The sequence below is a fragment of the Paenibacillus sp. CFBP13512 genome (genome assembly GCF_005233705.1).
Taxonomy (GTDB): domain Bacteria; phylum Bacillota; class Bacilli; order Paenibacillales; family Paenibacillaceae; genus Saccharibacillus; species Saccharibacillus nuruki.
In genome coordinates, this window is the sequence record NZ_QGAD01000005.1 from 1 (window position 1) to 21,548 (window position 21,548).

The 21,548-nt window shown below is 36.2% G+C and carries 29 protein-coding genes; 17 read left to right on the plus strand and 12 right to left on the minus strand.

The annotated features are described in order from the left end of the window. The 3 genes from PaeCFBP13512_RS23200 to PaeCFBP13512_RS08685 form a co-directional block, all read left to right on the plus strand. The coding region (locus PaeCFBP13512_RS23200) for an ABC-three component system protein (protein ID WP_161594241.1) at positions 1 to 729 on the plus strand (729 nt) is incomplete at its 5' end. Then, the gene (locus tag PaeCFBP13512_RS23640) at positions 726 to 959 is read left to right on the plus strand and encodes an ABC-three component system middle component 7 (RefSeq protein ID WP_441343325.1); all 234 of its coding nucleotides are present in this window, start codon (positions 726 to 728) and stop codon (positions 957 to 959) included. The genes PaeCFBP13512_RS23200 and PaeCFBP13512_RS23640, both read left to right, overlap by 4 nt. After that, complete coding sequence (locus PaeCFBP13512_RS08685; RefSeq protein WP_137222542.1) at positions 943 to 2,547, plus strand: DUF2326 domain-containing protein; 1,605 nt, start codon at positions 943 to 945, stop codon at positions 2,545 to 2,547. Before PaeCFBP13512_RS23640 ends, PaeCFBP13512_RS08685 begins: the two co-directional genes overlap by 17 nt. Here the strand turns inward: PaeCFBP13512_RS08685 and PaeCFBP13512_RS08690 are convergent. Further along, positions 2,522 to 2,794 carry a hypothetical protein gene (locus tag PaeCFBP13512_RS08690; protein WP_137222544.1) on the minus strand — a complete coding sequence of 91 codons (273 nt, stop codon included), beginning with the start codon at positions 2,792 to 2,794 and terminating at the stop codon, positions 2,522 to 2,524. The two genes, PaeCFBP13512_RS08685 and PaeCFBP13512_RS08690, sit on opposite strands and share 26 nt — an antisense overlap. Positions 2,795 to 2,939: 145 nt before the next feature. On the opposite strand from PaeCFBP13512_RS08690, the gene PaeCFBP13512_RS08695 reads away from it, so the two are divergent. Continuing rightward, positions 2,940 to 3,392: a WapI family immunity protein gene (locus tag PaeCFBP13512_RS08695; RefSeq protein ID WP_137222546.1), complete on the plus strand. Its 453-nt coding sequence runs from the start codon at positions 2,940 to 2,942 to the stop codon at positions 3,390 to 3,392. Positions 3,393 to 3,444: 52 nt separating this feature from the next. Beyond that, positions 3,445 to 3,897: a WapI family immunity protein gene (locus PaeCFBP13512_RS08700; RefSeq protein ID WP_137222548.1), complete on the plus strand. Its 453-nt coding sequence runs from the start codon at positions 3,445 to 3,447 to the stop codon at positions 3,895 to 3,897. Between the two features lies 1 nt (position 3,898). Here PaeCFBP13512_RS08700 and PaeCFBP13512_RS08705 read toward each other — a convergent pair whose 3' ends face one another. The 3 genes from PaeCFBP13512_RS08705 to PaeCFBP13512_RS08715 all read right to left on the minus strand — a co-directional run bounded on the left by PaeCFBP13512_RS08705 (position 3,899) and on the right by PaeCFBP13512_RS08715 (position 4,845). Then, complete coding sequence (locus PaeCFBP13512_RS08705; RefSeq protein WP_137222550.1) at positions 3,899 to 4,174, minus strand: hypothetical protein; 276 nt, start codon at positions 4,172 to 4,174, stop codon at positions 3,899 to 3,901. Positions 4,175 to 4,243: 69 nt separating this feature from the next. Further along, on the minus strand, positions 4,244 to 4,579 hold the full coding sequence (locus tag PaeCFBP13512_RS08710) for a type II toxin-antitoxin system PemK/MazF family toxin (RefSeq protein ID WP_137222552.1): 336 nt from the start codon (positions 4,577 to 4,579) through the stop codon (positions 4,244 to 4,246). After that, positions 4,576 to 4,845: an AbrB/MazE/SpoVT family DNA-binding domain-containing protein gene (locus tag PaeCFBP13512_RS08715; RefSeq protein ID WP_241669330.1), complete on the minus strand. Its 270-nt coding sequence runs from the start codon at positions 4,843 to 4,845 to the stop codon at positions 4,576 to 4,578. Before PaeCFBP13512_RS08715 ends, PaeCFBP13512_RS08710 begins: the two co-directional genes overlap by 4 nt. Positions 4,846 to 5,002: 157 nt before the next feature. Between PaeCFBP13512_RS08715 and PaeCFBP13512_RS08720 the strand changes: the two genes are divergently transcribed. The 5 genes from PaeCFBP13512_RS08720 to PaeCFBP13512_RS08740 all read left to right on the plus strand — a co-directional run bounded on the left by PaeCFBP13512_RS08720 (position 5,003) and on the right by PaeCFBP13512_RS08740 (position 8,029). Next, the gene (locus PaeCFBP13512_RS08720) at positions 5,003 to 5,569 is read left to right on the plus strand and encodes a ribonuclease domain-containing protein (protein WP_441343326.1); all 567 of its coding nucleotides are present in this window, start codon (positions 5,003 to 5,005) and stop codon (positions 5,567 to 5,569) included. A 152-nt stretch (positions 5,570 to 5,721) separates the two neighbouring features. Next, positions 5,722 to 6,210 carry a tetratricopeptide repeat protein gene (locus PaeCFBP13512_RS08725; protein ID WP_137222558.1) on the plus strand — a complete coding sequence of 163 codons (489 nt, stop codon included), beginning with the start codon at positions 5,722 to 5,724 and terminating at the stop codon, positions 6,208 to 6,210. A 45-nt stretch (positions 6,211 to 6,255) separates the two neighbouring features. Next, positions 6,256 to 6,744: a GNAT family N-acetyltransferase gene (locus PaeCFBP13512_RS08730; RefSeq protein ID WP_137222560.1), complete on the plus strand. Its 489-nt coding sequence runs from the start codon at positions 6,256 to 6,258 to the stop codon at positions 6,742 to 6,744. Positions 6,745 to 6,894: 150 nt separating this feature from the next. Continuing rightward, positions 6,895 to 7,416 (plus strand): HPP family protein, encoded by a 522-nt coding sequence (locus PaeCFBP13512_RS08735; RefSeq protein ID WP_241669331.1) that lies wholly within the window; start codon positions 6,895 to 6,897, stop codon positions 7,414 to 7,416. A 79-nt stretch (positions 7,417 to 7,495) separates the two neighbouring features. Then, the gene (locus PaeCFBP13512_RS08740; RefSeq protein ID WP_137222564.1) at positions 7,496 to 8,029 is read left to right on the plus strand and encodes a hypothetical protein; all 534 of its coding nucleotides are present in this window, start codon (positions 7,496 to 7,498) and stop codon (positions 8,027 to 8,029) included. A 31-nt stretch (positions 8,030 to 8,060) separates the two neighbouring features. Here the strand turns inward: PaeCFBP13512_RS08740 and PaeCFBP13512_RS08745 are convergent, their stop codons facing one another. Both PaeCFBP13512_RS08745 and PaeCFBP13512_RS08750 read right to left on the minus strand, forming a co-directional pair. Beyond that, entirely contained in the window at positions 8,061 to 8,372 is a 312-nt protein-coding gene (locus PaeCFBP13512_RS08745) for a hypothetical protein (RefSeq protein WP_069326307.1), read from the minus strand. 216 nt (positions 8,373 to 8,588) lie between these two features. After that, on the minus strand, positions 8,589 to 9,320 hold the full coding sequence (locus PaeCFBP13512_RS08750) for a superoxide dismutase family protein (RefSeq protein WP_137222566.1): 732 nt from the start codon (positions 9,318 to 9,320) through the stop codon (positions 8,589 to 8,591). A 454-nt stretch (positions 9,321 to 9,774) separates the two neighbouring features. Between PaeCFBP13512_RS08750 and PaeCFBP13512_RS08755 the strand changes: the two genes are divergently transcribed. Then, complete coding sequence (locus tag PaeCFBP13512_RS08755) at positions 9,775 to 10,284, plus strand: hypothetical protein (RefSeq protein ID WP_069326309.1); 510 nt, start codon at positions 9,775 to 9,777, stop codon at positions 10,282 to 10,284. A gap of 122 nt (positions 10,285 to 10,406) precedes the next feature. Then, the gene (locus PaeCFBP13512_RS08760; RefSeq protein WP_137222568.1) at positions 10,407 to 11,135 is read left to right on the plus strand and encodes a class I SAM-dependent methyltransferase; all 729 of its coding nucleotides are present in this window, start codon (positions 10,407 to 10,409) and stop codon (positions 11,133 to 11,135) included. Between the two features lie 137 nt (positions 11,136 to 11,272). On the opposite strand, the gene PaeCFBP13512_RS08765 is transcribed toward PaeCFBP13512_RS08760, so the two are convergent. After that, entirely contained in the window at positions 11,273 to 12,253 is a 981-nt protein-coding gene (locus PaeCFBP13512_RS08765) for an ROK family protein (protein WP_342671974.1), read from the minus strand. Between the two features lie 184 nt (positions 12,254 to 12,437). On the opposite strand from PaeCFBP13512_RS08765, the gene PaeCFBP13512_RS08770 reads away from it, so the two are divergent. Continuing rightward, positions 12,438 to 13,055 carry a sugar O-acetyltransferase gene (locus tag PaeCFBP13512_RS08770; protein ID WP_137222570.1) on the plus strand — a complete coding sequence of 206 codons (618 nt, stop codon included), beginning with the start codon at positions 12,438 to 12,440 and terminating at the stop codon, positions 13,053 to 13,055. A gap of 176 nt (positions 13,056 to 13,231) precedes the next feature. Here PaeCFBP13512_RS08770 and phnE (PaeCFBP13512_RS08775) read toward each other — a convergent pair whose 3' ends face one another. The 4 genes from phnE (PaeCFBP13512_RS08775) to PaeCFBP13512_RS08790 form a co-directional block, all read right to left on the minus strand. Continuing rightward, positions 13,232 to 14,029 carry a phosphonate ABC transporter, permease protein PhnE gene (gene phnE, locus PaeCFBP13512_RS08775; protein WP_069326312.1) on the minus strand — a complete coding sequence of 266 codons (798 nt, stop codon included), beginning with the start codon at positions 14,027 to 14,029 and terminating at the stop codon, positions 13,232 to 13,234. Next, on the minus strand, positions 14,026 to 14,811 hold the full coding sequence (gene phnE / locus PaeCFBP13512_RS08780; RefSeq protein ID WP_083243336.1) for a phosphonate ABC transporter, permease protein PhnE: 786 nt from the start codon (positions 14,809 to 14,811) through the stop codon (positions 14,026 to 14,028). The genes phnE (PaeCFBP13512_RS08775) and phnE (PaeCFBP13512_RS08780) overlap by 4 nt, the downstream gene beginning before the upstream one ends. After that, positions 14,808 to 15,647: a phosphonate ABC transporter ATP-binding protein gene (gene phnC / locus PaeCFBP13512_RS08785; RefSeq protein WP_137222572.1), complete on the minus strand. Its 840-nt coding sequence runs from the start codon at positions 15,645 to 15,647 to the stop codon at positions 14,808 to 14,810. Before phnC ends, phnE (PaeCFBP13512_RS08780) begins: the two co-directional genes overlap by 4 nt. Before the next feature lie 148 nt (positions 15,648 to 15,795). Continuing rightward, a complete protein-coding gene (locus PaeCFBP13512_RS08790) occupies positions 15,796 to 16,743 on the minus strand; it encodes a phosphate/phosphite/phosphonate ABC transporter substrate-binding protein (RefSeq protein WP_069326314.1) in 948 nt (315 codons plus the stop codon). Positions 16,744 to 17,096: 353 nt separating this feature from the next. On the opposite strand from PaeCFBP13512_RS08790, the gene PaeCFBP13512_RS08795 reads away from it, so the two are divergent. Further along, positions 17,097 to 19,040, plus strand: a complete 1,944-nt coding sequence (locus PaeCFBP13512_RS08795; protein ID WP_137222574.1) for a bifunctional 2',3'-cyclic-nucleotide 2'-phosphodiesterase/3'-nucleotidase — start codon at positions 17,097 to 17,099, stop codon at positions 19,038 to 19,040. Here PaeCFBP13512_RS08795 and PaeCFBP13512_RS08800 read toward each other — a convergent pair. Continuing rightward, entirely contained in the window at positions 19,035 to 19,751 is a 717-nt protein-coding gene (locus tag PaeCFBP13512_RS08800; protein ID WP_069326316.1) for a TetR/AcrR family transcriptional regulator, read from the minus strand. The two genes, PaeCFBP13512_RS08795 and PaeCFBP13512_RS08800, sit on opposite strands and share 6 nt — an antisense overlap. Positions 19,752 to 20,121: 370 nt before the next feature. Between PaeCFBP13512_RS08800 and PaeCFBP13512_RS08805 the strand changes: the two genes are divergently transcribed. From PaeCFBP13512_RS08805 to PaeCFBP13512_RS08815, 3 genes are all read left to right on the plus strand, one after another. Then, the gene (locus PaeCFBP13512_RS08805; protein ID WP_137222576.1) at positions 20,122 to 20,691 is read left to right on the plus strand and encodes a DUF1572 family protein; all 570 of its coding nucleotides are present in this window, start codon (positions 20,122 to 20,124) and stop codon (positions 20,689 to 20,691) included. 81 nt (positions 20,692 to 20,772) lie between these two features. Further along, complete coding sequence (locus PaeCFBP13512_RS08810; RefSeq protein WP_069326318.1) at positions 20,773 to 20,979, plus strand: hypothetical protein; 207 nt, start codon at positions 20,773 to 20,775, stop codon at positions 20,977 to 20,979. Positions 20,980 to 21,010: 31 nt separating this feature from the next. Then, on the plus strand, positions 21,011 to 21,484 hold the full coding sequence (locus PaeCFBP13512_RS08815) for a DinB family protein (protein ID WP_137222578.1): 474 nt from the start codon (positions 21,011 to 21,013) through the stop codon (positions 21,482 to 21,484). Positions 21,485 to 21,548 lie beyond the last annotated feature (64 nt).

A 21,548-nucleotide genomic window follows, 5' to 3' on the forward strand; every position in this document is an offset into this window, starting at 1 on the left:
GATAATATTTTACTTTATGGAGAGGTAGATGGAGTTTGTCCTTTATGTACCAAAGAGCTAATGTATGTTAAAGAAGGTAGTAGTCAAAAAAAATACGAAATAGCACATATTTATCCATTAAATGCTACAAAAGAAGAAAAAGAATTATTAAAGAATGAAGAAGTTATAAGTGAGGATTTAAATTCATTATTAAATGTAATATTAGTATGTATAGAGTGTCATAATAAATTTGATAATCCAAGAACTGTAAAAGAATATAAACAGTTATTAGCTTTAAAAAAAATCTGCATCAAAAAAGGGAAAATAAAAAATAAATATGTTAATTATCAAATAGAAGAAGAAATTATTATTATTTTAAATCAACTTCATTTACAAGTTACAGAATTGGAATCTACTGAGCTCAGTTTGAATGCATTAAAGATCGATGAAAAAGCTGATAATACATTATCTAAGTTAACCAAAAGAGCTATAAAAAATAATGTTACAGATTACTTTTTATTTGTGAAAAATCAGTTTGCAGAGATTGATAAAATAAATGAGGCATCTTTCGAGACAATCGCAATACAAGTGAAAAGTATGTATATGCAACTTCAAAGAAATGGATGTGATCAAGAGGAGATTTATACTCATTTATCAGATTGGATAAACAAAAAAACTAGCAATATCTCTTTAGAAGCAAGTAAGATTGTGGTCTCTTTTTTTATTCAAAATTGTGAGGTGTTCTCATGATAATTCCAAATAAAGTATTGAAATTTCAAGATACAATCATGAGTAAAATGTTAATAGTTTTATCAGAATTAATTGAACACGAACAGACGATCAGTGAACTATACGAAAATACAAATGACCAATTAGACAGTATTGAGGAATTTATTTATTCAATAGATACATTGTATTTATTAGATGCAATTGAAATTAACTGGGAGAGTAGGATGGTGAATTATGTTAAAAGAAATTAATTGTGAAATTTTTAAAGAAAAAAAAATAAAATTTCATAAAGGATTGAATGTAGTGAAAGGGGATAATCAAGCCTCTAATTCTATTGGGAAGTCTACATTGTTAATGATTATTGATTTTGTTTTCGGCGGAACAACATATATTGATCATAATAAAGATGTTATGGCAGAGTTAGGTCATCACAAATTTGATTTTATAATGGAATTTGAACAAAAATTTTATTTTTCTAGAAATACAGAAGAACCAAAAAAAGTATACAGATGTAATTCTAATTTTAAAGTAGTTGAAGAATTATCTGTCACTGCATATAATACATTTCTTAAAGAAAAATATAATATAATTCAAAAATCACTAACTTTTAGAGCAGCTGTAAGTCTATATAGTCGTGTTTGGGGCAAATATAATTCAGATGTTAAACGTCCTTTACATACTTATCCAAAAGAAAAAAATGATAAAACTATAAATAGATTTCTAAGTCTTTTTAATGAATATGATCAAATTATTGATTTTGAGAAAAATTTAGAGATTTTACAAACATCTAAAAAAGTTATGAATAAGGCTATGAATTTTGAATATATTCCAAAAGTAAATAAAAAGATATATTCTAAAAATGTAAAAGAATTAGAAAAATTGAATCAGGAAATTGAGAACGCAAAAAGTAGTATTGTTAATATTACAATAAATATTTCGGAAGAAATATCGAATAAAGCATTTCAATTACAATTAGAGAAAAAAAGTTATTTGGTACAAAAAAATTATTATAAAAATCGCTTGGAACGAATTAATAACAACATTGACCCAAAAACTAATAAAAAAGAAAATTTCCAAAAGCTAACAGAATTTTTTCCGGAGGTTAATTTAGAGAAGCTAGAAAATATAGAAAGTTTTCATAAAGGAATAACAAGAGTTTTAGGTCAAGAATTAAATAATGCCAGAAAGGAAGTACAAACTAAGCTGGAAATTTTTGATTTAGAAATTAAAAAAATTGATTCAAAAATAAACGAATTAATTGATACAAATGAGCAACCTAATTATTTAATAAGAAATATTCTAGAATTATCTAATCGTTTAAAAACTTTAGAGTTAGAAAATTCTTTTTACGAAAAGCAAGAAACGTTAAAAATTGATATAGAAAATGCAGAAAGTTTGCTTGTAAAAAATAAAAGAAATTCTATTAACAAAATAAAAGGACTAATAAACAATAAAATTGAAGAAATAAATAATTTTATTCACATAGATAAACGTCGTACTCCATCACTTATATTACACGATAAGGATTACGAATATAAAATTTTTGATAATACAGGTACAGGTAAAGCTTACAGCAATTTATTTGTTTTGGATCTTTCTGTATTTTCTTTAACTGTATTACCATTTTTAATACATGATTCGTTTTTGTTCAAAAATATTGAAAATAGCGTAATTGAAAATATAATTAATGTTTATCAAAATTATGATAAACAAATATTTATTGCTATTGATGAAATTAGTAAATACAATGAAAAAACACAAGAAATTTTAGAAAAGGGATCTGTAATTAATTTGTCTAAAGATCATTTACTTTTTATAAAAGATTGGAGAAAAAATTAGTTCCATCCCTTAACCCCTGTTCATACATCACCGACTCTGCTATTCCCTGTAGTAGAGTCACTACATTACAATAATCCATCAACAATTTCATTCCCTCTGGCTTCACATATGTACATAATTCGGTAAACAGCCGATCACTTTCTACCATCAACTTCTTATAATCTTCTGATTCATAAATAATTTTATTCGCTATACTTTCCATACGCATTGACTTGAATTGGTTAAAATCTTTTTCAAAATCATCCATAAACTAAACCTCCAAAAAAGTGATGCTATTATCGTAGCATCGCTTATTTTAGCTGTATACGGTCACTCTGATAGCAAAGTGATGTCACTCGTAAAGTTTGGTATACTGTCTTTTTACACTTAAATTTAATAAAGGCGGTACACACATGCTATGGATTAGTAGAAATATCCGATTTGAACTCAACATCTTACATTATGATTATCCCTTAGAAAGAGTTGAATGCTTATATGACGACTGGCTAACGGTGCAGTTGATCGCTCAAGATGAAAATGGATTACAGTGGGAGGCGAGCAGTTCTTGTATGTTTGCTAAAGAATTACAGGACTTACGAGATTGGTTTGGTTCGATACGAGTACAGAATGTGGTGTGGCAGACCTTCTTTTTTATGGAACCTGAATTAAGCTTTACATATATTCCAAATGGAACAGTAGAAATAGGTATATCTCAGTCTTTTTATCCTAAAGCCTTAATGGAGCATGGTAGACAAACGGTAGAAAAAAGTCTCATTATGGAATTGCCTGAAGATGTTTTGTACGATCTTATACAGCAATTGGATCATATGATTGTAGAATTTCCACAGCGTTCCACCAAGCAATAGACAATTTAGAAAATATCTTATACATACATTTTAAAATAAGGCGGTACATCATATGTTATGGATAGATGGTAAGGCAAGAGTAGAAATCAAGATTTTAGGGTATCAATATGAAGTTATAGAAGAATGGTATGACGATTGGCTAACCGTACAGATTATCGCTCAAGATCAAAATGGGTTTCAGTGGAAAGCCATCAGTCCGTCTATGATGACTTCGGAATTGAAAAGTTTGCGAGATTGGTTAATTTCGGTGCGAGATAACCAGATGACATGGAAGTTCGCAGCATTTATGGATCCGGAAATTGAAGTTTCTTATATCGAAGAAGGGCAGATTGAACTTAGCTTAAGTCATGCGTTTTATCCGCATAAGCTAATAAAACTAGATCAAGGTGAATATGAGAAAAAGTTTATTATCTCGTCTACGAAAGAAGTATTACAAGAAAAGATTGAAGAAATTGATGAAATGCTAAAAAAATTTCCAGAGCGATGCAGTCGATATAACAACTAGATCAGATCAAGCGAAAATAAACGCGTAAAAGTGCAGTAGGTAAAAAAGAAGATACAGAATCACTTTCTCCAAAACTGAATCCAAAATTACCCTGACTTAGATCAAGTAGAGAAGGCTGTTTTTCAGATGAAGCAGGTAATAGACCGTATTGTTTCATCAGGCGTTCTTTGAGTGCTGGATCGACCTTACTAGATGATTGTGCATACATCGGTTGGAGTTGAATATTTATTGCGGATAAAGCTATAGTAAGGCTTAGCATTAATTTTACGAATTTCAATTTATTTCTCCTTATATCTGCATCAGGAGAATTCTAAAACTTTAAAGTCCTGAATGCTTAGTACTGTAATCAGGCTAAAATAGACCGTGTGTTACGCAAAATGGTTTGCATCGATTTTGTTTGAATAGACAAATGATCTACAATAGAAAAGTTACGTTTTTTAATATCCAAGCTTTTCATTTGATCGGTTAAAACAACGCCTTGAAATCGAAGACCAGCAGGGAGTTCAACTTCAAAAGGATAATTCTTTATTTGATTTGTAATCGGACATACGACAGCAAAACCAGTAATTTGATTAAAATTTTCTTCTGATAATACGATAGCAGGACGGCGACCAGCTTGTTCATGACCCGCTTGTGGATCAAAATCAAGCCATATTAAATCGCCACGAGTTGGAATTTTCAAAGTTTCTCGTCTCCTTCAATACCCCAATCTACTTCTTTATGGCGGGGAGATTCTGGTTTGATTTGAGCTAAAAGATTATTGAGGTGAGCTTTCAAATCTTGATTAGATTCTTCCTGTTGAAGAATCGGACGTAGAAGAATTTCATTATCATTGGTAATAATCATTTCTATTTCTGTACCTTCAGACCAATTTAAACGCTTAATTAGATCTGTAGGGATACGTATAGCACTACTGTTTCCCCATTTGCTAAGTGTAGCTTTGGACATATTCATCACCTCATTTTATTTTATAAATATAGTATAAGATATTTAGATTGTAATGTATATCTATAGGATATACATTTAAATTATATAAATTTTATGAACTATAAAAGAATATTTAAATAAACATCTAGAATAAGATTTATAAATAGGGGGCATTTTTTTGAAAAAGATATTATCAGGTATTGTATTAATCCTTGTATTGGGTGTTATCTTTATCACCCAGTTACAAGATGGATCGTCTACAAATACAAGTACCACAGCATCTAATCAGACAGCACAGGTTGATTCGAATAATTCGCAGACACAGAATGAATCTTCGATTAAACCGACAAGCAATACTAGCCAAACCTCAAATAACCAGAGTAACAATAACCAAACGAACTCCGCAAATACATGCAAAGTTATCAATACTTTTGATGGCGTTGCCGATTATCTGAAAGAATATAAAAAATTACCTTGTAACTATATCACCAAGTCCAAAGCAGAATCGTTGGGCTGGGAATCGTCGAAAGGTAATTTGAATAAAGTGGCACCTGGTAAAAGTATTGGTGGCGATTATTTTAGTAATTATGAAAAGCTGCTGCCAGCTTCCAAAGGACGCAAATGGCATGAAGCCGATATCAACTATACATCTGGTTTTCGGGGAGCCAATCGGATATTGTATTCTACCGATGGCTTGATCTACAAAACAACCGATCACTACGATTCATTTCAGCAAATCCAATAAATGCGTCTGTACAACTTCAACTTCATATTCATCTATCGAAGATCGACAATCATTGTCGGTCTTTTGTTATAATGATAGCGATCTTATAGCTACACTGATGTATCGAATCAAGAATGGAGTACAGAAACAACAAGTCGAAAGGAAGAACCAAGATGACCAATACTCAGATGCAAGAAGCGATTGAATTACGTCAAAATGGACAATTAGAAGAAGCACGCACGAAATTACTCCATTTATTATTGGAAGATCCCGATGATCCTGTGTTGTTATATCAGGTGGCATGGACGTATGACAATTTAGGATTAGAAGCACAAGCTATGCCTTATTATGAACAAGCTCTTGCTAATGGACTACAAGGCGAAGATCGTCAGGGAGCGATGCTTGGACTAGGTAGCACGTACCGCACATTGGCTCATTATGACAAAGCAGCGACTCTTTTCAAGCAAGCGATTCAAGACTATCCGGAGGCACGAGAATTTAGAGTGTTTTATGCAATGGTGCTGTACAATCTAGAACAATATGCAGAAGGCATGCAGTTATTAATGACTGAACTAGCAGAGACAACAAATGATAAAGGGATTGAACGGTATCAGCGAGCGATTTTATTTTATGCCGATAAGTTAGATCAGGTATGGGAATAAGCCGGTATAGATAGAGTACATATATAAATAAAGGAGTGGTTGGATATGCATACATGGAGTATTCGGGCAGTTACCGCAGACGATCAGAATTTTTTGTGGGAAACGTTATATTTGTCTCTTTATGTGCGTGAAGGAGAAGCCCCATTTGATCGAGAAGCGATCTATGAACCACATCTGGCTAAATATGTAGAAGATTGGGGTCAAGCTGGAGATGTTGGTTATATTGCAATCAATGACCAGCAACAACCGATTGGAGCTGTGACGGCTAGAGTATTACCAGCAGACAATCAAGGTTATGGTTATATTGACGAGGTAACACCAGAGTTAGGATTAGCTGTATTGGATGAGTATCGTGGACAAGGGGTAGGTACAGCGCTTATGCAAGCATTACTAACTGAATTACGACAACAACAGATCGCTCAAGTCTCATTGAGTGTAGATCCGAGCAATCCCGTTGTGAGGTTATATGAACGTTTAGGATTTGAAAAAGTAGCTGTCGTCGGTACATCGATTACGATGTTATTGGTTTTATAATTTTTTACGATTGAGCGCAATAAACACAAATTATTATTCAAATATAAGCATATTATTAGATAATCATTATTAGTATTATTCATTATAAAGATGTCTCATTTTGATGTATACTTCTATAGGGAAATAAACATCTGTAGAGGGGTTATCATTTTGTACAAAAATCTAAAGTTATATTTCAACAAAAGTTCAACACAAGCTCGTTCTCCACTGAAGGTTAGTATGTGGCAGGCTATTTTAGCTTTTATCGGTGGATTTATCACTATATTTATACTGGTGAGTCTTTCAGAAGGGTTGCATTTGTCTTTATTGATAGCTCCTTTTGGCGCAAGTTGTGTACTGGCTTTTGCACTTCCAGAGGCGGCTGTATCGCAACCTAGAAATATTATTGGTGGACACTTTATTACTGCTTTATGCGGTTTGGTGATATATCACTGGTTAGGGAACGGCATCTGGGCTTTATCTTTAGCAGTTGGACTGGGTATTGCTCTTATGATATTAACGAAAACGACTCATCCTCCTGCCGGTGCAAATCCGATCGTTGTCATTACCGCAGCGAGTTCATGGTCTTTTCTAATTACGCCGGTGTTAATCGGTTCTATCGTGGTAGTCTGTGTTGCCTTGCTATACAATAACTTAATCAAGCATCGAAAATATCCGACATTTTGGCTATAAACAAACAAAGGAACTCATCTATTGCGATTTCTATAGATAAGTTCCTTTGATATTTATTTATCTGAGAATAGGAGTCATTATGCGTAAAATAATAAGTGGTTTATCTATAAGTAGTATGATCTTGCTTGCTAGTTGCACCGCACCTGCACGACCTAGCGTTGAAGTTCCGAAAGCTGCTGTACAGTATAAGCAAGAAGTACAAAAACCGTTATTACAAGATATTTATACATATGAATTTGATAAGATTGAACCACAGCACCAAAAACTTATAGACGAATGGCTACAAGAATCTCGTGCAGATAATAAGAAGAATCAGGTTTATTGTTTTAGTATTGGCGTAGAAGAAGATGCCAATGACGGCTACAAGTATATGTATGTATTTGGTAAAGGATATCGAACGTTTGAGACAGCATTTATGTATTCACAAGATAACCAACTTAACAGTAACGATACAAAGGCTCAAAGAGAAACAAGTCAAATAACAGATGAAGGTAAAGGCACTGTTTATTTTAAAGGAGTGAAAGGGGATCCCACAGATGAAACATTACTGCGGATTCATTACAATACCAAATATGTTAGTGCTACTGGATTAGTAGATAAGTTTTTTAAATAAAAGTGCAGGTAAGCATGTGATCATATATGCTTTAACCTGCACTTTTTGGAGCGACCAATTGAATATCTTCTAACTTGGGATGGCGTATCCAGTCTGAATGATAGCGGATAAAATAAAGCTGATCGATCTGTACTAACTGCATAATATCTGGTGTTGTTTTGAGATTAGCAGTGTCTTGACCTTGTTGAACCACAATACCTTGATCGGTCACGCCGACCACGCGGAATACACCTTCTGTTGTCTTTATACTGCTTACATATAGAAACGTCAAAGCCACTACCGCAATAGCAATCAATGTGATAATCTGGCGTGTACGTCTGATCGGCTTGCGAAGAATGGGCATATCTATCACCTCTTTCACCTAAAAATGAGATATAACCAGTATAGTCGATAGCGAAAGATACTTCTACGTTAGACCATTTTGAACTTTAATTTGCCTGTACAAAGGCCATCCAACATAAAGTTCTGCAATCCAAAGAAACATAAAAGAAAAAACTCTCTAAACCATATAGAGAGTTTTTGAATAAATCTATATTTTTTCCTATCCTTATAAATTCGATTACTGCGGAATATTTCCTCCAGCAATACGATCTCCTGAATTTCCTGTCGGATCAGTCATCTCATCATCAGGAGCAGCATGAATAATAATAGAAGCCCCTAAAAGAGAGTGTTCATTTCCTTTTTCTAGACTGGCATTTGGTAATACCATTGTAGTATTAGCTGTACCATCTGCGGCTACTTCTAAGTTAGGTAGATCACCTGTATGTTGTCCTTTGGGATTGAGTCGTCCATGTTCATGTCCTTCTGGATTCAGATGTGATCCTGCTGTAGCGAAGTCGTTATTCGTAATAGCTGATTGGTGAACATGAATCCCGTGTTTACCTGCGGGTAGATTTTTGACATTCACTTTGATATTCACATTATTCTGATCTTGCGTAAGGATGGCTGTTCCTATCGACTCACCTTTGCTATTTTTGATCTCTACCACTGGACTGTTAACAGAAATCGTTGCAGATTGGGGTTCCCAGTACATTTTGTTACCTAGAAGATCGCTCACATGGCGAATCGGTACATATGTAGTACCACTATATCTAAAAGACTCTGGAACCATACTGCCTTGATTATTGTATTGTGCTGAAGTGGTTTTTTGTTCACCATCTACATAAAATTTTAACGCCTCTGTATTCGGAGTCACCGTTGTAGCATCTGCTGCAAATGAAATACCTGAAAAAAATAAAGCTCCACCTAGAAAAGAAAGGACGAGATGTTTTTTACCTAAAGGTTTTTTCATTACGATTATTCCTCCTGTAATTAAAATAGGTTCTTTTTACATTTATACCCTTAAAATTACATTGTAAGCAGAAGGACTCAAAGTTATCCGGAATCTATATACACAATAATATTTAGCATATGTAACCATTTTATTATAAATAAAATATAAATTATCGATTTTAAGAAGAAAGGGGAAGACATACATATTAGAACGAAATCGAATCAAATCGGTATAAATATATAGAAATAAAAAAACAGTAGAATGATTAAATAATCATAAGAAGTATTAAAATTATACGTATAATAGAATAATTTCATTAAAATATACACCATTTGTGTTAAAAATCGTATAAAATAACCGATCATTTTAAAATCCCTTAATTGTATATAATGTTAAATATTAGTTGATAATACCTTGAAATTGTAATATATTATTTCAGGAATTAAAATTATATCCAAAGGGAGAAATGATGATGAAAAGTATTTCGTTAAAGTTTGTTCTAGTTTTACTTGCAGTATTTATGCTTCAGTTCAACCATGCTTCAGCTGCATCTGCTAAAAGTACACTGAACGTTGGCGAGACATTGGCTAAAGGTCAGATGTTATCATCCCCAAGCGGTAGATTTAATTTGGTCATGCAAAATGATGGCAACTTGGTATTGTATCGTGATGCGGGCATTCCAATGTGGGATACGAATACTGATGGTGATGTATTCAAATACTATGACACATTTTTAGGTCGTGAATTTCAACGATATCCAGAAGCATTAACACTTTTCCCTAACACACTACGCGTTACTGATCCTTCTAAAGGTATCGTATTTTGGACAGCAGATGTGAAAGGATGGAGTAATGCACATTATAAAGGTAATGTACCTGCTGGATTAATTGGAGATAGCCTGGTGGTACAAGATGATGGAAACGTTGTTCTTTATGCTACTGGCAAAGGTCCAGTATGGGCTTCGAATACAGGCGGATATTAATACATACACGAGAGCCGTGTTTAGCGGCTCTTTTGTTTTGCTTTATATTGTATAATGAGTTTAAATGGACAGAACATTGTAGTTTGTCGCCAAAAGTAAATGCGTCGAGGAGGTTACAGGTGATGCGCCAAAATATTTATGATGACCCTACTTTTTTTGAATATTATAAAGAGTTACGAAGCACAGGGATTACTTTTAATGATTTTGTGGAGCAACCTGCTTTGAAAGCATTATTGCCGGATTTAACAGGATTAACAGTACTTGATATGGGTTGTGGATTCGGTAAGTTAGCTTCCTATATGGTAGAACAGGGAGCAGCGCATGTGACTGGCGCAGATATCTCAAGCAAAATGTTAAGTATTGCACCCAAGCTTCCGGAGATTACATATATTCATGCACCGATAGAAGAATTGGATTTTGAAGCTAAATCGTTTGATCTGATTGTCAGTTCTTTAGCTTTTCATTATGTCGCTGATTATGATCGCCTGATGGCGCAGATTGCGAAGTGGTTACGTTCCGGAGGAACATTGGTCTTTTCAACCGAGCATCCGATTACAACAGCCAAGTTAGATATGGAAGGTTGGGTAGAAGATGAGCACGGAGAGAGATTGCATTATGCGATAGATAATTATGGGGAAGAAGGGCAACGTAACACTCATTGGGTTGTTGATAATGTGATTAAGTATCACCGGAAAGTATCTACACTGGTAAATGGTATGATTGCTCATGATTTGATCGTACAACACATCGATGAACCCGAGTCTATTCCAGAAGGTTTGGAGAAAATGCCCAAGCTTGAACAGGAGCGGAGAAAGCCTTCTTTTATTTTATTCAAAGCGGTAAAAAAGTAAATGAATAAAGGAAAGTATAAGTGGATGATTGAATGTCTGCGGGTAATGATAGATATCAAGTCAAAAAACCATTCCTACTTTCTAAGGAATGGTTTTTTTGATCTTCAAGAAGCCAAAAGTCATCAACATCTAATCATTTATCTTCGCTTTTCAACCAACTGTAATGCATAATCAAGACTTTCTAAAGTCATAGACACCAGCCCATGCATATAATCTTGATCAGGCTCTTTCAACATGTGAAGTTCTGCCATATGTTCTATAGGAATGTATTCCAGACAAGCGTTGTACAAATCTTTAACTTGTTCTGAATGTATTTGATCGCCTGTTAAAGCAATCTTCTCCGGGTTAATTGTAGCGATTAAGCTGATTAGCATTTTGGCGGCTAAAGGAATAAAGGTTGAAGACTGATGAAGTTGAGTATATTGTTCTTCTCGTGTTATGCCGAAAGGGAGAAAAGAAATTTCACCTGCAAATCGAGTATTTCCTTTGTGAATATGCCCATCGATCATTAATCCTGCACCGGGGAAGCTTCCTTTGATAAAAGTTACTACTGCTATCGTTTTATCTTGATCATACTGTTGTTTTTGATAAAATCCATAAGCGGTCAGATTCATATCATTTTCAATAATAATATCGATGCCATACTTTTCGTTCAATTGAGATTCTAAAGGAACCCCAATCAGTTCTGAAGCATCACAGATCTGTATCATCCCTTGATGGGCTACACCCGGAATCCCTATCCCGATCGCTTTGATATTGCCATAGGTATGAATCAATCGTTCGATCAAATGATCAATTATTGTCGCATTCACAGAAGACACCTCTTCATGCCCGCTTTCGATATATTCACCTATGGAATTAGCTACAGTATACGTCAGCGAGTGCCGAGTTTCTTCTGCTTTGATATAGATACAAGCAATATAAGAAAAGTGAGCATTATACATAAACTTCTTCGCAGGACGACCACCATGAGAATCTTCTTGTTCATGTTCTAATACTTCGCCCGTTGTTAGTAATTCATTGAGTATCGTTCCACAGGTAGCGATACTTAATCCTGTAGCTTGAGCTAGATTAGCTTTGGTCGCTGAAGTGAGCGATTTTAGAGTTTTTTTAATCACTTCTGTATTGATTTGTTTTACATGTATCGTGTTATGGATAAACGGTTGTATGAGTATCACCTCTATCGAATTTTGATAATAGTTATTAAAAGTATTATAATAAGTAATATTATAATTTAATACCCCATCATTGTCTAATGAAATAAGCAGATACAGGTGGATATTCAAGGAGGCAATCGTATACATGGCAACAGACAAAGAAAAGATGCTAGCCCAGAAATTATATATGGCTGGTGTAGGCGAATTAGCAACAGATAATAAGAAATCTCGGATGCTTACTCGATTATTTAACAACACAACCGAAGAGCAGTGGAAGTATCGAACTGAATTACTTCAGCAATTGTTAGAATCCGCAGGTAAGAACGTATTTATTGAACCACCATTCCGTTGTGATTATGGTTGTCATATTACAATTGGTAATAACTTTTATGCCAATTATGATTGTATTATTATTGATGTTGCCAAAGTAAAGATAGGCAACAATGTGTTTTTTGGCCCGCGAGTAGGTGTGTATACAGCAGGGCATCCTATTGACCCTGATGTACGCAATACCCTTTTAGAGTTTGGCAAAGAAATCACGATAGGCAATGATGTCTGGATCGGAGCAAATGCAGTGATTAACCCGGGTGTAACGATTGGGAACAATGTAATAATCGGTTCAGGCTCGGTGGTCACCAAAGACATTCCAGACAATGTGATTGCTGTAGGAAATCCTTGCAAAGTCTTACGAGCGATTACTGCTGAAGATAAGCAATACTGGGAACAGCAAAAAGCAGAGTATGAAGCAGATATCGAGCATTAAGATTAGACTTGGATCGGTAAGCTATAGACAATACTAGATCCATACCAAAAAATACCAAACCAAAAAGGCATGAATACTCTTATGAATCCAAGAGTGCTCATGCCTTTTTATTTTGTTTCTATCTAGCAACGGATACGATCTGCTGATTGCTTATCATGTAGTGCTAACCAACCATTTTACACAATACGCTTCCGAATCCAACCCGAGATTAGATCGGTTAAGATAACCAGTACGATGATTCCTAACAGAATCACACCTACACGATTCCAATTACGCATATTTAAAGCAAAAATCAATGGTGTTCCGATACCACCAGCGCCCACTAGACCCAGTGTTGTAGCTGAGCGAATATTAATCTCGAACCGATACAACGAATACGAGAGAAATTGAGGAATCACTTGAGGCAATACGGCAAACCATAGAATTTGTAATCGCGTGGCTCCAGCAGCCGTTAAGGCTTCACTAGGGCCTGTTTCAATACTTTCTATCGTTTCTGAAAATAACTTGGCAAGCATACCGATCGAATGGATACCAAGTGCAAGCACACCGGCAAAAGAACCCGGGCCAACAGCTTTGATAAATAAGATCGCAACAATCATTTCAGGAAAAACGCGAATTACACTAAGACTGAACTTACCTGTTCCTGAAACTGGACGACGACGACTCATATTGGTTGCTGCCCAAAAAGCAAAAGGAATACACAGAAAAGCAGAAATAAATGTACCTAAGATTGAAATGACTAAAGTATCAAGTAGTCCACGTAATAAATCTTCACCCGCAGGATCATAGACAAATGACCAATCAGGATGCATAAATCCATCTAAAATAGAGAGGGAGACACTTTTGGCAGTGGATTGAATCCCTTCGAATTTGAGACCATTAAATGCCCAGATATACACAACAACCAGAAAAATAACCCAACACCACGGACGAATTTTGTGCCAGAGTGGCTTAGCCGGTAACGTATGATTCATAGTAATTTCCTCCGCAATACAGTACTTCCGTAATCAATAACCAGTACAATCACAAGCGTTAGCAAAATAATCATAGCTGCGCGATCATATCGGAATAATCCAAGAGAGCGATCCAGTAATAGACCAATACCACCAGCACCCACTAGACCTAGAACAGAAGCTGCTCGTACATTAATTTCAAAAGCATACAACAGATAAGACATGTAATAAGGCAACGCTTGAGGAATTACGCCAAAAACGATTAATTGAATTTTATTGGCACCTACAGCCGTCATAGCTTCCATAGGACCTGGATCAATCGCTTCGATCGCTTCAAAAGTAAGCTTAGCAATAAGTCCAAATGAGAAAAATAGAATCGCTAACATTCCGGCAAATGGTCCTATCCCGAAAATCGCTACAAAAATCGCAGCAAACAATAGATCAGGAATGGTACGCACTAAATTCAGAATCAAGCGTACAGGCAAAGAAACCAAACGACTTTGTACAATATTGTAGGCACAGAGTAACGATACAGGGATTGCTAACAATCCACCTAGCATCGTACCGACCAGTGCAATCTGTACAGTTTCAACCATCGGCTTCCAGATCGTAGGCAAGTAACTCCAATCCGGTGGGAACATTTCACTTAACAAAATGCCCATTTGTGGTAATCCACGGATCAATTGATAAGGAGTGACTTCGGTCTGAATACTACAAAGGACAAGCACGACTATAAAAAATAGCCATGTCAGTATTTTTTTATATTTCTTAGGAGCCGCAGGGGCTTCAATCATCATATTCATAACGGTTCTCCAGAAGTCGCTTTGATATCTGCCGCATCTGGAATCACAGTCACGATATCTTCGCCAGGTGTATTAGCGCCTAATACTTCATCACGATGGATCGGGCGTCCGTAAATATGAGAAAATACATCATCTGTAGCTTCTTCCGGTGTTCCATCGAATACAATTTCTCCTGCCCGTAACCCGATAATCCGAGTCGCATATTCACGTGCCAAATCTATAAAATGTAGATTAATAATCGTAGTAATTTGAAGCTCTTGATTAATACGTTGAAGATCATCCATTACTTGACGAGTCGTTAACGGATCAAGAGAAGCTACCGGTTCATCAGCTAGAATAATCTGTGGTTGTTGTGCTAACGCTCGTGCGATAGACACCCGTTGTTGCTGTCCACCGGATAACTGATCTGCACGACTATATGCTTTTTCTTGCAAATTAACGCGTGCTAACGCATCTAAAGCAAGTTCATGGTCTTCTTTGGGGAACATACCGAATACAGTGCGTAGTGTAGAATGATGACCTACACGACCGGACAATACATTACGCATTACAGTCGAACGTTTCACTAGATTAAAACTTTGGAAAATCATACCGATCCCACGGCGAATACGGCGCAATTTGGCACCTGAAGCCGAAGTGATCGATTGACCGTTAATCTGAATATCACCTTCGCTAATATCGATCAACCGATTGATCGAACGAAGTAAAGTTGATTTACCTGCGCCGGACAGTCCGACAATGACGACTAATTCGCCTTCGTTAATCGTTAGATTGATATGGTTAAGCCCTTTGGTTCCATTAGGATACACTTTGGAAACGTCATTGAATGTAATCATGATTTGCCAACTTTCTATATTCAGAATAATGTACTTCATTAGTCGCATCGTACCTATAGATGAACTCAACAAGCAGATTGCTATGTAAAATAGCAAACACCGTCCGAAAAGAAGGACGGTGCTGCCAAGTGCTCACTACATTCTTTGTTTACTTGGTTGCTTGACCTACAGCTTCTGCATATTTACGAACAGGATCGAAGTTTTTATCGTCGCCTTTTTCATAACCTACATGACTGTAGATTTCTTCAATAATTTTGCTACCTTCTGGATCGTTACCAATATCGATAAAGGCTTGACTGATTTTGTCGCGCCATGCTTGATCCATATCAGAACGTACGCTGATCGTATCGTTAGGAATAGGAGCAGTGAAGTGAAGGACACGTGTTTGTTCGAATACGTCTGGAACATCTTTTTTAACATTGTTACGAGCATCTTGGAAGATCGCTACGGCATCAACTTGACCATTAAGAAGAGCCATTACAGCCGCATCATGACCTTTGATCGTGATACCTTGTACGTCTGTATCTGGATCAATACCTGCTGCTTTCATTTCAGCTGCCGGGAATACATAACCTGCGGAAGAAGTCACATCTTGCCATCCCATTTTTTTACCTTTTAGATCAGCAAGTGTTTTGATGTCCGAATCTTTTTTAACGATAATCATTGATTTATAAAAGTTTACTTTATCTGTAGTCGGTTGACCTGTCTCATCATTTACACCGAAACGAAGAGCTTGTAGCAATAAGTCTGCTGCTTTACGGTTGTCATGAGCAAGTACGTAAGCATTCGGTGGTAAAAATCCAACATCGATTTGTTTGGAAGCCATTGCTTCTACGATTGTATTGTAATCAGGAGACACTGTTACTTTGACAGGAATCCCTAATTTGTCGCCTAGTAATTGTTCAAGTGGTTTGGCTTTGGCTTCAAGCGTGTCTGCATTTTGTGAAGGTACGAATTGAACTTTCAATTCAGTCGGCACATAGCTAGAAGACTCTGCTGCATTACCTGTTCCTGTAGATGCCGCTTGATTACCACAAGCTGCAAGTCCTGTTGCCAGAGCAACGGTCATACTTAACATTAATATTTTTTTGAACACTTTTATTTCCCCCTAGAAAAGTAGTCTTACTGGTTGTGTAGGTAAAGCTGTGCATGATATAAACCGTAGGCACCGTTTGAAGTATGCAAAACTCCCTTATGTAATCATTTGTAGGTTAGATATTTACTATTTACGATAAGCTAAGGTATAACTATGATAGTTAATATCACTTTTAAAGTTGTTATACATTTGTAAATGGTGATAAACAACCCACAAAATTTATTCTACGTTTTTATTGGGAAAGAAGGGTCAGCGCAAATGATGACTTCTGTCAATTATTTGTAAAATATTAAACAGTGGTCAAATGTTTTGTAAAGTGGTTACTATTATGAGAGTGAAAGAAGGAGTCTAGAATGAATACCAAGCAACCGATTACAGCTCAATTGCGTTTATTAGGAACAACCGATCTGCATGTGAGTCTGACAGGATATGATTACTATCGTAATGAAGAGACTGTAGATATTGGGCTATCTCGTACAGCGACTTTGATTCATCAAGCACGTAAAGAAGTGGAAAATCATATGCTGTTTGATAACGGAGATATTTTACAGGGAAATCCATTAGGGGATTACGCAGCTTCCAGTCTGTTCTGGCAACAAGATTCTTATATAGAAGCAACAAACAAAGTACATCCGATTCATCAATTAATGAATACGTTATCGTATGATGCAGCAACCGTAGGCAATCATGAATTTAATTATGGATTGGATTATTTACAGCAGTGTATAGAAGGTGCCCAGTTTCCATATACGAATGCTAATATTTATCATGCTTCTAAGGATTCAGCAACAGCTCAAGGATCAGATAGATCACCTGATACATTGTTGCCACCTTACTTAATTTTAGAACGACAAATTGTAGACGATCATGGAGATATACATAATATTCATATCGGTGTGATAGGCGTAGTGCCTCCTCAGATTATGCAATGGGACAAGGCTCATTTAGAAGGTGAAATCACAGTGCAAGATATGGTGAGAGCGACACAGTATTGGATTCCACAGATGCGTACAGCAGGGGCAGATCTGATTGTGATGCTTGCTCATACTGGATATGTAGACTCTGACGATACAACGGTTCTCAGTGAAAATGCTGTTTTACCATTAAGTGAGATTGAAGGGATCGATGCGATCTTTTTCGGGCATGCGCATAAGTTATTTCCGGGCAATGAATTTGCTGGTAAACAAGGAGTGGATCTTGAGCAAGGTACGATTAACGGTGTGCCTGCGGTAGAAGCAGGCGTGTGGGGGAGTCATCTAGGCATCATCGATCTGCAATTGCACTATAAGAATGATGTGTGGAGTGTAGAACAAGGTATATCTCAATTGCGTGCGATTTATGATCGTGAACAAAGAGTATCTACTGTAGAACCAGATCTAGAATTAGAACAGATTGCTGCTATTCCGCACCAAATCATATTGGATCATATTCATACACCTGTAGGAGAAAGTACGATTCCGTTATACAGTTATTTTGCATTAGTAATGGATAGTGCTTATGTACAAATTATTAATAACGCTCAAATCTGGTATGCACAACAAGTATTGGCAGATACATTGTACAGTCATCTTCCTATCGTGTCGGCTGCTTCTGCTTTCAAAACAGGTGGACGTTATGGACCACAATATTACGCTTATATTGAAGCTGGCAAAATGACACTACAACATACATCGGATATTTATAATTACGCGAATACGTTATGCGCAGTACGTCTAACCGGGGCAGAGATTCGTGAATGGTTAGAATGGTCAGCAGGGCTTTATCAGCATATTGATCCACAGGTTACTGAAGAACAATCATTGCTTTATCCCGATTTTCCTTCGTTTAATTTCGATATCATCGACGGAATGACGTATCAGATCAATGTGTGTCAGCCACCACGTTATAGTGCAGCAGGACAATTATTGAACAAAGATGCCCATCGTATTGAACAGTTACGTTATGAAGGCAAAGACGTAGAGGATCATGCAGAGTATATCGTGGTGACCAATCAATACCGGGCATATTCGACTCCATTTGCTAATCCTGATGGAAATCGTGTTATTTTAGATGTGCCTGTAGAGAATCGAGAAGTATTGATTCAGTATATTCGTGCACAAAAGGTGATTCATCCAGAAGCAGATCATAACTGGTCGCTTATATTAGGATCATCCTCTGATAAAGAACTGGGATTATCCAAGCCGATCATTACTGTTCCTTCTTCACCGGATGCACAAAAAATCCTATCCGTTTATCCGCAGTTAACGTACGCTGGAATAAACGGAGAAGGATTTGCTATTTACCGTATAGAATTATAGTTCAGGATCAGACTCAGGTAGTGGTGTACCTGGTTGTAGAATACTCTTCATATAATGCCGAAGAGTAAAGTCAATAATGTGCTGTTTGTACGGGGATATACTGTTGTCTTTTTTAGACAGTGTATCCTTTTGCTGTGTTTGTGATTCGTCTTGCTCTTGACCAATCCGTTCGGAAAAGCTAGATAATGTCGTAGTTAATCCGTGTAACATCGCCCAGAGTGAGCGTACAATGATATCTGCTTCGACATCTACAATATATTGTTGATCAATTGCGATCTGTACCGCTTCATGGAGAAAAGTATATCCATTAAGTCGATCGTTCACATCAAGTTCTGCATTTGATACGGATTCTAGATTGCTGATAAACATAATATCATAATGATCAGGATGCATAATCCCATATTCTACATACGTTTTGGATACTAGAAATAGGCGTGCAGGAATATCGTAACCATGTTCTTCTAATTGATTCGCTTGCTTCGTTAACACAGTAAAAAATTGAGAATAGACTTCACGCAATAACTCCTGCACAATGGCTTCTTTATTCGCAAAATAGTGATAAATAGTGGTCGGTGAATATTCGATACGATCTGCAATTTTACGCATTGATACGTGAGCATATCCTTCAGTGACAAAAAGAGTACGTGCCGCATCCATAATTTTGCTTCGTAATTGTTCGTTATCTCGTTCTCTTCTAGCATGGTGCTTCATGATCGTTTAATTCCTTTCTAAAAATAACAGTTAGCTATACAAATGGAGTACATAAATGGTTAAACAAAATAAAAAGTTATTAATCAGTAATATTTTTCGAGAAAAAGAGGCTACGGTTTATCTATCATACTGCAATGTATCACACTCATGCCAATCGCAAATCTGTAAATCTCCTATATTTTGATAAAAAATGACAAAGGTAGTAATGTATATTTCGGCATATGATCGACATTTGTAAAGTGATAAATGAAGCTTATACAAATATTTAATCGCTTACATGATAAAAAATAATTGGGAGTGCTGTCGATATTGCTTTAAAATACCATTATAAGACGAATATGATCCTATCCCAATAGTGGAGGTTAATATTATGGAAATATATACTAACATTTTATCCAGTGCACGTAAGCAGTTTTTATATTACAAAACGCTCGGTGATAAAGCGATGTCACAATTAGAAGAAGATCAGTTATTTGTTATTCCCAGTGAAGAAAGTAATAGTATTGCGATGATTGTCAAACATTTATGGGGCAATATGCTTTCACGATGGACAGAAATATTTACAACCGATGGTGAAAAGGAATGGCGTAATCGAGATGCTGAGTTTGAAAATGATCTTGCTACAGCGGCTGATGTGATCAGCAAGTGGGAAGAAGGGTGGAAGTGTTTATTAGATACGCTGGACCAAGTTGAACCTCAGCAGTTAGAACAGATCATCTATATTCGTAATGAAGGGCATACTTTACTTGAAGCGATCAATCGACAGCTTGCTCATTATCCATATCATGTTGGACAGATTGTATATATTGCCAAAATGCTCAAAACCGGTGAATGGAATAGCTTATCGATCCCACGTCAAAGTTCTGCCACGTATAATCAGAACAAATTTAAACAAGAAAAAGGCATTCGCCATTTTACAGATAGTGAGCTAGAACGATAATGAACAATAGAGAAAGGATAGGAAAGATAGGGCGATGTCATGTATACTAAGGGATAACACATCAACAAGGAGTGCTTGAAAATGACAAACGCTAATATAGGAACTTGGGATATTACACTAGAGGACGATAAACATGATCAGGTACTGCGTTTGCAATTTGACGATCAGATTCAATTGCAGAAATTTATTCTTTCATTAACGGTAGAACAATTACTCACTTCTCATATTTATGATCCAGACCAACGGAGTATGAACGGGAAGACCTATCTATATCATTGTTTTGAATAGATAAAACGATCTGGAAAATGGAGGTATATCGATGGAAATGTTATTTCGCTATAACTGGCAAGTACGTCAAGAGTGGTTCGATTGGTGTGAATCCGTATCAATAGAAGAATTGCTCCAACAACGTACCGGTGGCGTAGGCAGTATTTTGTATACGCTCTATCATATTGTAGATGTAGAATATAGCTGGATTAATGACCTTAGAGATCAACATAGCTTACTCACTGATTTTGAAGACTACCATACAGTCGCTCAATTACGGGCTTTGTCCGATCAATTGCATGTAGAAGTAAGCGGATATGTACAAGCATGGACATCCGATCAAGAAAATCATATTCTTCACAATATACGCAAAGACGGATCAAGCGAATCATTGACCTATGGTGAGGTGATGCGTCATGTGATTGCCCATGAGATTCATCATATCGGTCAGTTATCCATTTGGGCACGAGAATTAGGACGTGAGCCTGTCAGTGCCAATCTGATTCGTAGGGGGCTGACTGTATAAAGGAGCTAATGTATAGACTTCTTGAGGATAAATAAACAGAGCATGTCTACGTTTGTTGGTTCTA

Coding starts and splice junctions, on each gene's coding strand:
- PaeCFBP13512_RS08740 (WP_137222564.1), top strand. CDS start 7,496: ATGCGTAAAATAATAAGTGGTTTATCTATAAGTAGTATGATCTTGCTT.
- PaeCFBP13512_RS08755 (WP_069326309.1), top strand. CDS start 9,775: ATGAAAAGTATTTCGTTAAAGTTTGTTCTAGTTTTACTTGCAGTATTT.
- PaeCFBP13512_RS08685 (WP_137222542.1), top strand. CDS start 943: ATGTTAAAAGAAATTAATTGTGAAATTTTTAAAGAAAAAAAAATAAAA.
- PaeCFBP13512_RS23640 (WP_441343325.1), top strand. CDS start 726: ATGATAATTCCAAATAAAGTATTGAAATTTCAAGATACAATCATGAGT.
- PaeCFBP13512_RS08815 (WP_137222578.1), top strand. CDS start 21,011: ATGGAAATGTTATTTCGCTATAACTGGCAAGTACGTCAAGAGTGGTTC.
- phnE (WP_083243336.1), bottom strand. CDS start 14,811: ATGAATATGATGATTGAAGCCCCTGCGGCTCCTAAGAAATATAAAAAA.
- PaeCFBP13512_RS08690 (WP_137222544.1), bottom strand. CDS start 2,794: ATGGATGATTTTGAAAAAGATTTTAACCAATTCAAGTCAATGCGTATG.
- PaeCFBP13512_RS08795 (WP_137222574.1), top strand. CDS start 17,097: ATGAATACCAAGCAACCGATTACAGCTCAATTGCGTTTATTAGGAACA.
- PaeCFBP13512_RS08695 (WP_137222546.1), top strand. CDS start 2,940: ATGCTATGGATTAGTAGAAATATCCGATTTGAACTCAACATCTTACAT.
- phnE (WP_069326312.1), bottom strand. CDS start 14,029: ATGAATCATACGTTACCGGCTAAGCCACTCTGGCACAAAATTCGTCCG.
- PaeCFBP13512_RS08715 (WP_241669330.1), bottom strand. CDS start 4,845: ATGTCCAAAGCTACACTTAGCAAATGGGGAAACAGTAGTGCTATACGT.
- PaeCFBP13512_RS08770 (WP_137222570.1), top strand. CDS start 12,438: ATGGCAACAGACAAAGAAAAGATGCTAGCCCAGAAATTATATATGGCT.
- PaeCFBP13512_RS08750 (WP_137222566.1), bottom strand. CDS start 9,320: ATGAAAAAACCTTTAGGTAAAAAACATCTCGTCCTTTCTTTTCTAGGT.
- PaeCFBP13512_RS08805 (WP_137222576.1), top strand. CDS start 20,122: ATGGAAATATATACTAACATTTTATCCAGTGCACGTAAGCAGTTTTTA.
- PaeCFBP13512_RS08725 (WP_137222558.1), top strand. CDS start 5,722: ATGACCAATACTCAGATGCAAGAAGCGATTGAATTACGTCAAAATGGA.
- PaeCFBP13512_RS08700 (WP_137222548.1), top strand. CDS start 3,445: ATGTTATGGATAGATGGTAAGGCAAGAGTAGAAATCAAGATTTTAGGG.
- PaeCFBP13512_RS08760 (WP_137222568.1), top strand. CDS start 10,407: ATGCGCCAAAATATTTATGATGACCCTACTTTTTTTGAATATTATAAA.
- PaeCFBP13512_RS08800 (WP_069326316.1), bottom strand. CDS start 19,751: ATGAAGCACCATGCTAGAAGAGAACGAGATAACGAACAATTACGAAGC.
- PaeCFBP13512_RS08730 (WP_137222560.1), top strand. CDS start 6,256: ATGCATACATGGAGTATTCGGGCAGTTACCGCAGACGATCAGAATTTT.
- PaeCFBP13512_RS08745 (WP_069326307.1), bottom strand. CDS start 8,372: ATGCCCATTCTTCGCAAGCCGATCAGACGTACACGCCAGATTATCACA.
- PaeCFBP13512_RS08810 (WP_069326318.1), top strand. CDS start 20,773: ATGACAAACGCTAATATAGGAACTTGGGATATTACACTAGAGGACGAT.
- phnC (WP_137222572.1), bottom strand. CDS start 15,647: ATGATTACATTCAATGACGTTTCCAAAGTGTATCCTAATGGAACCAAA.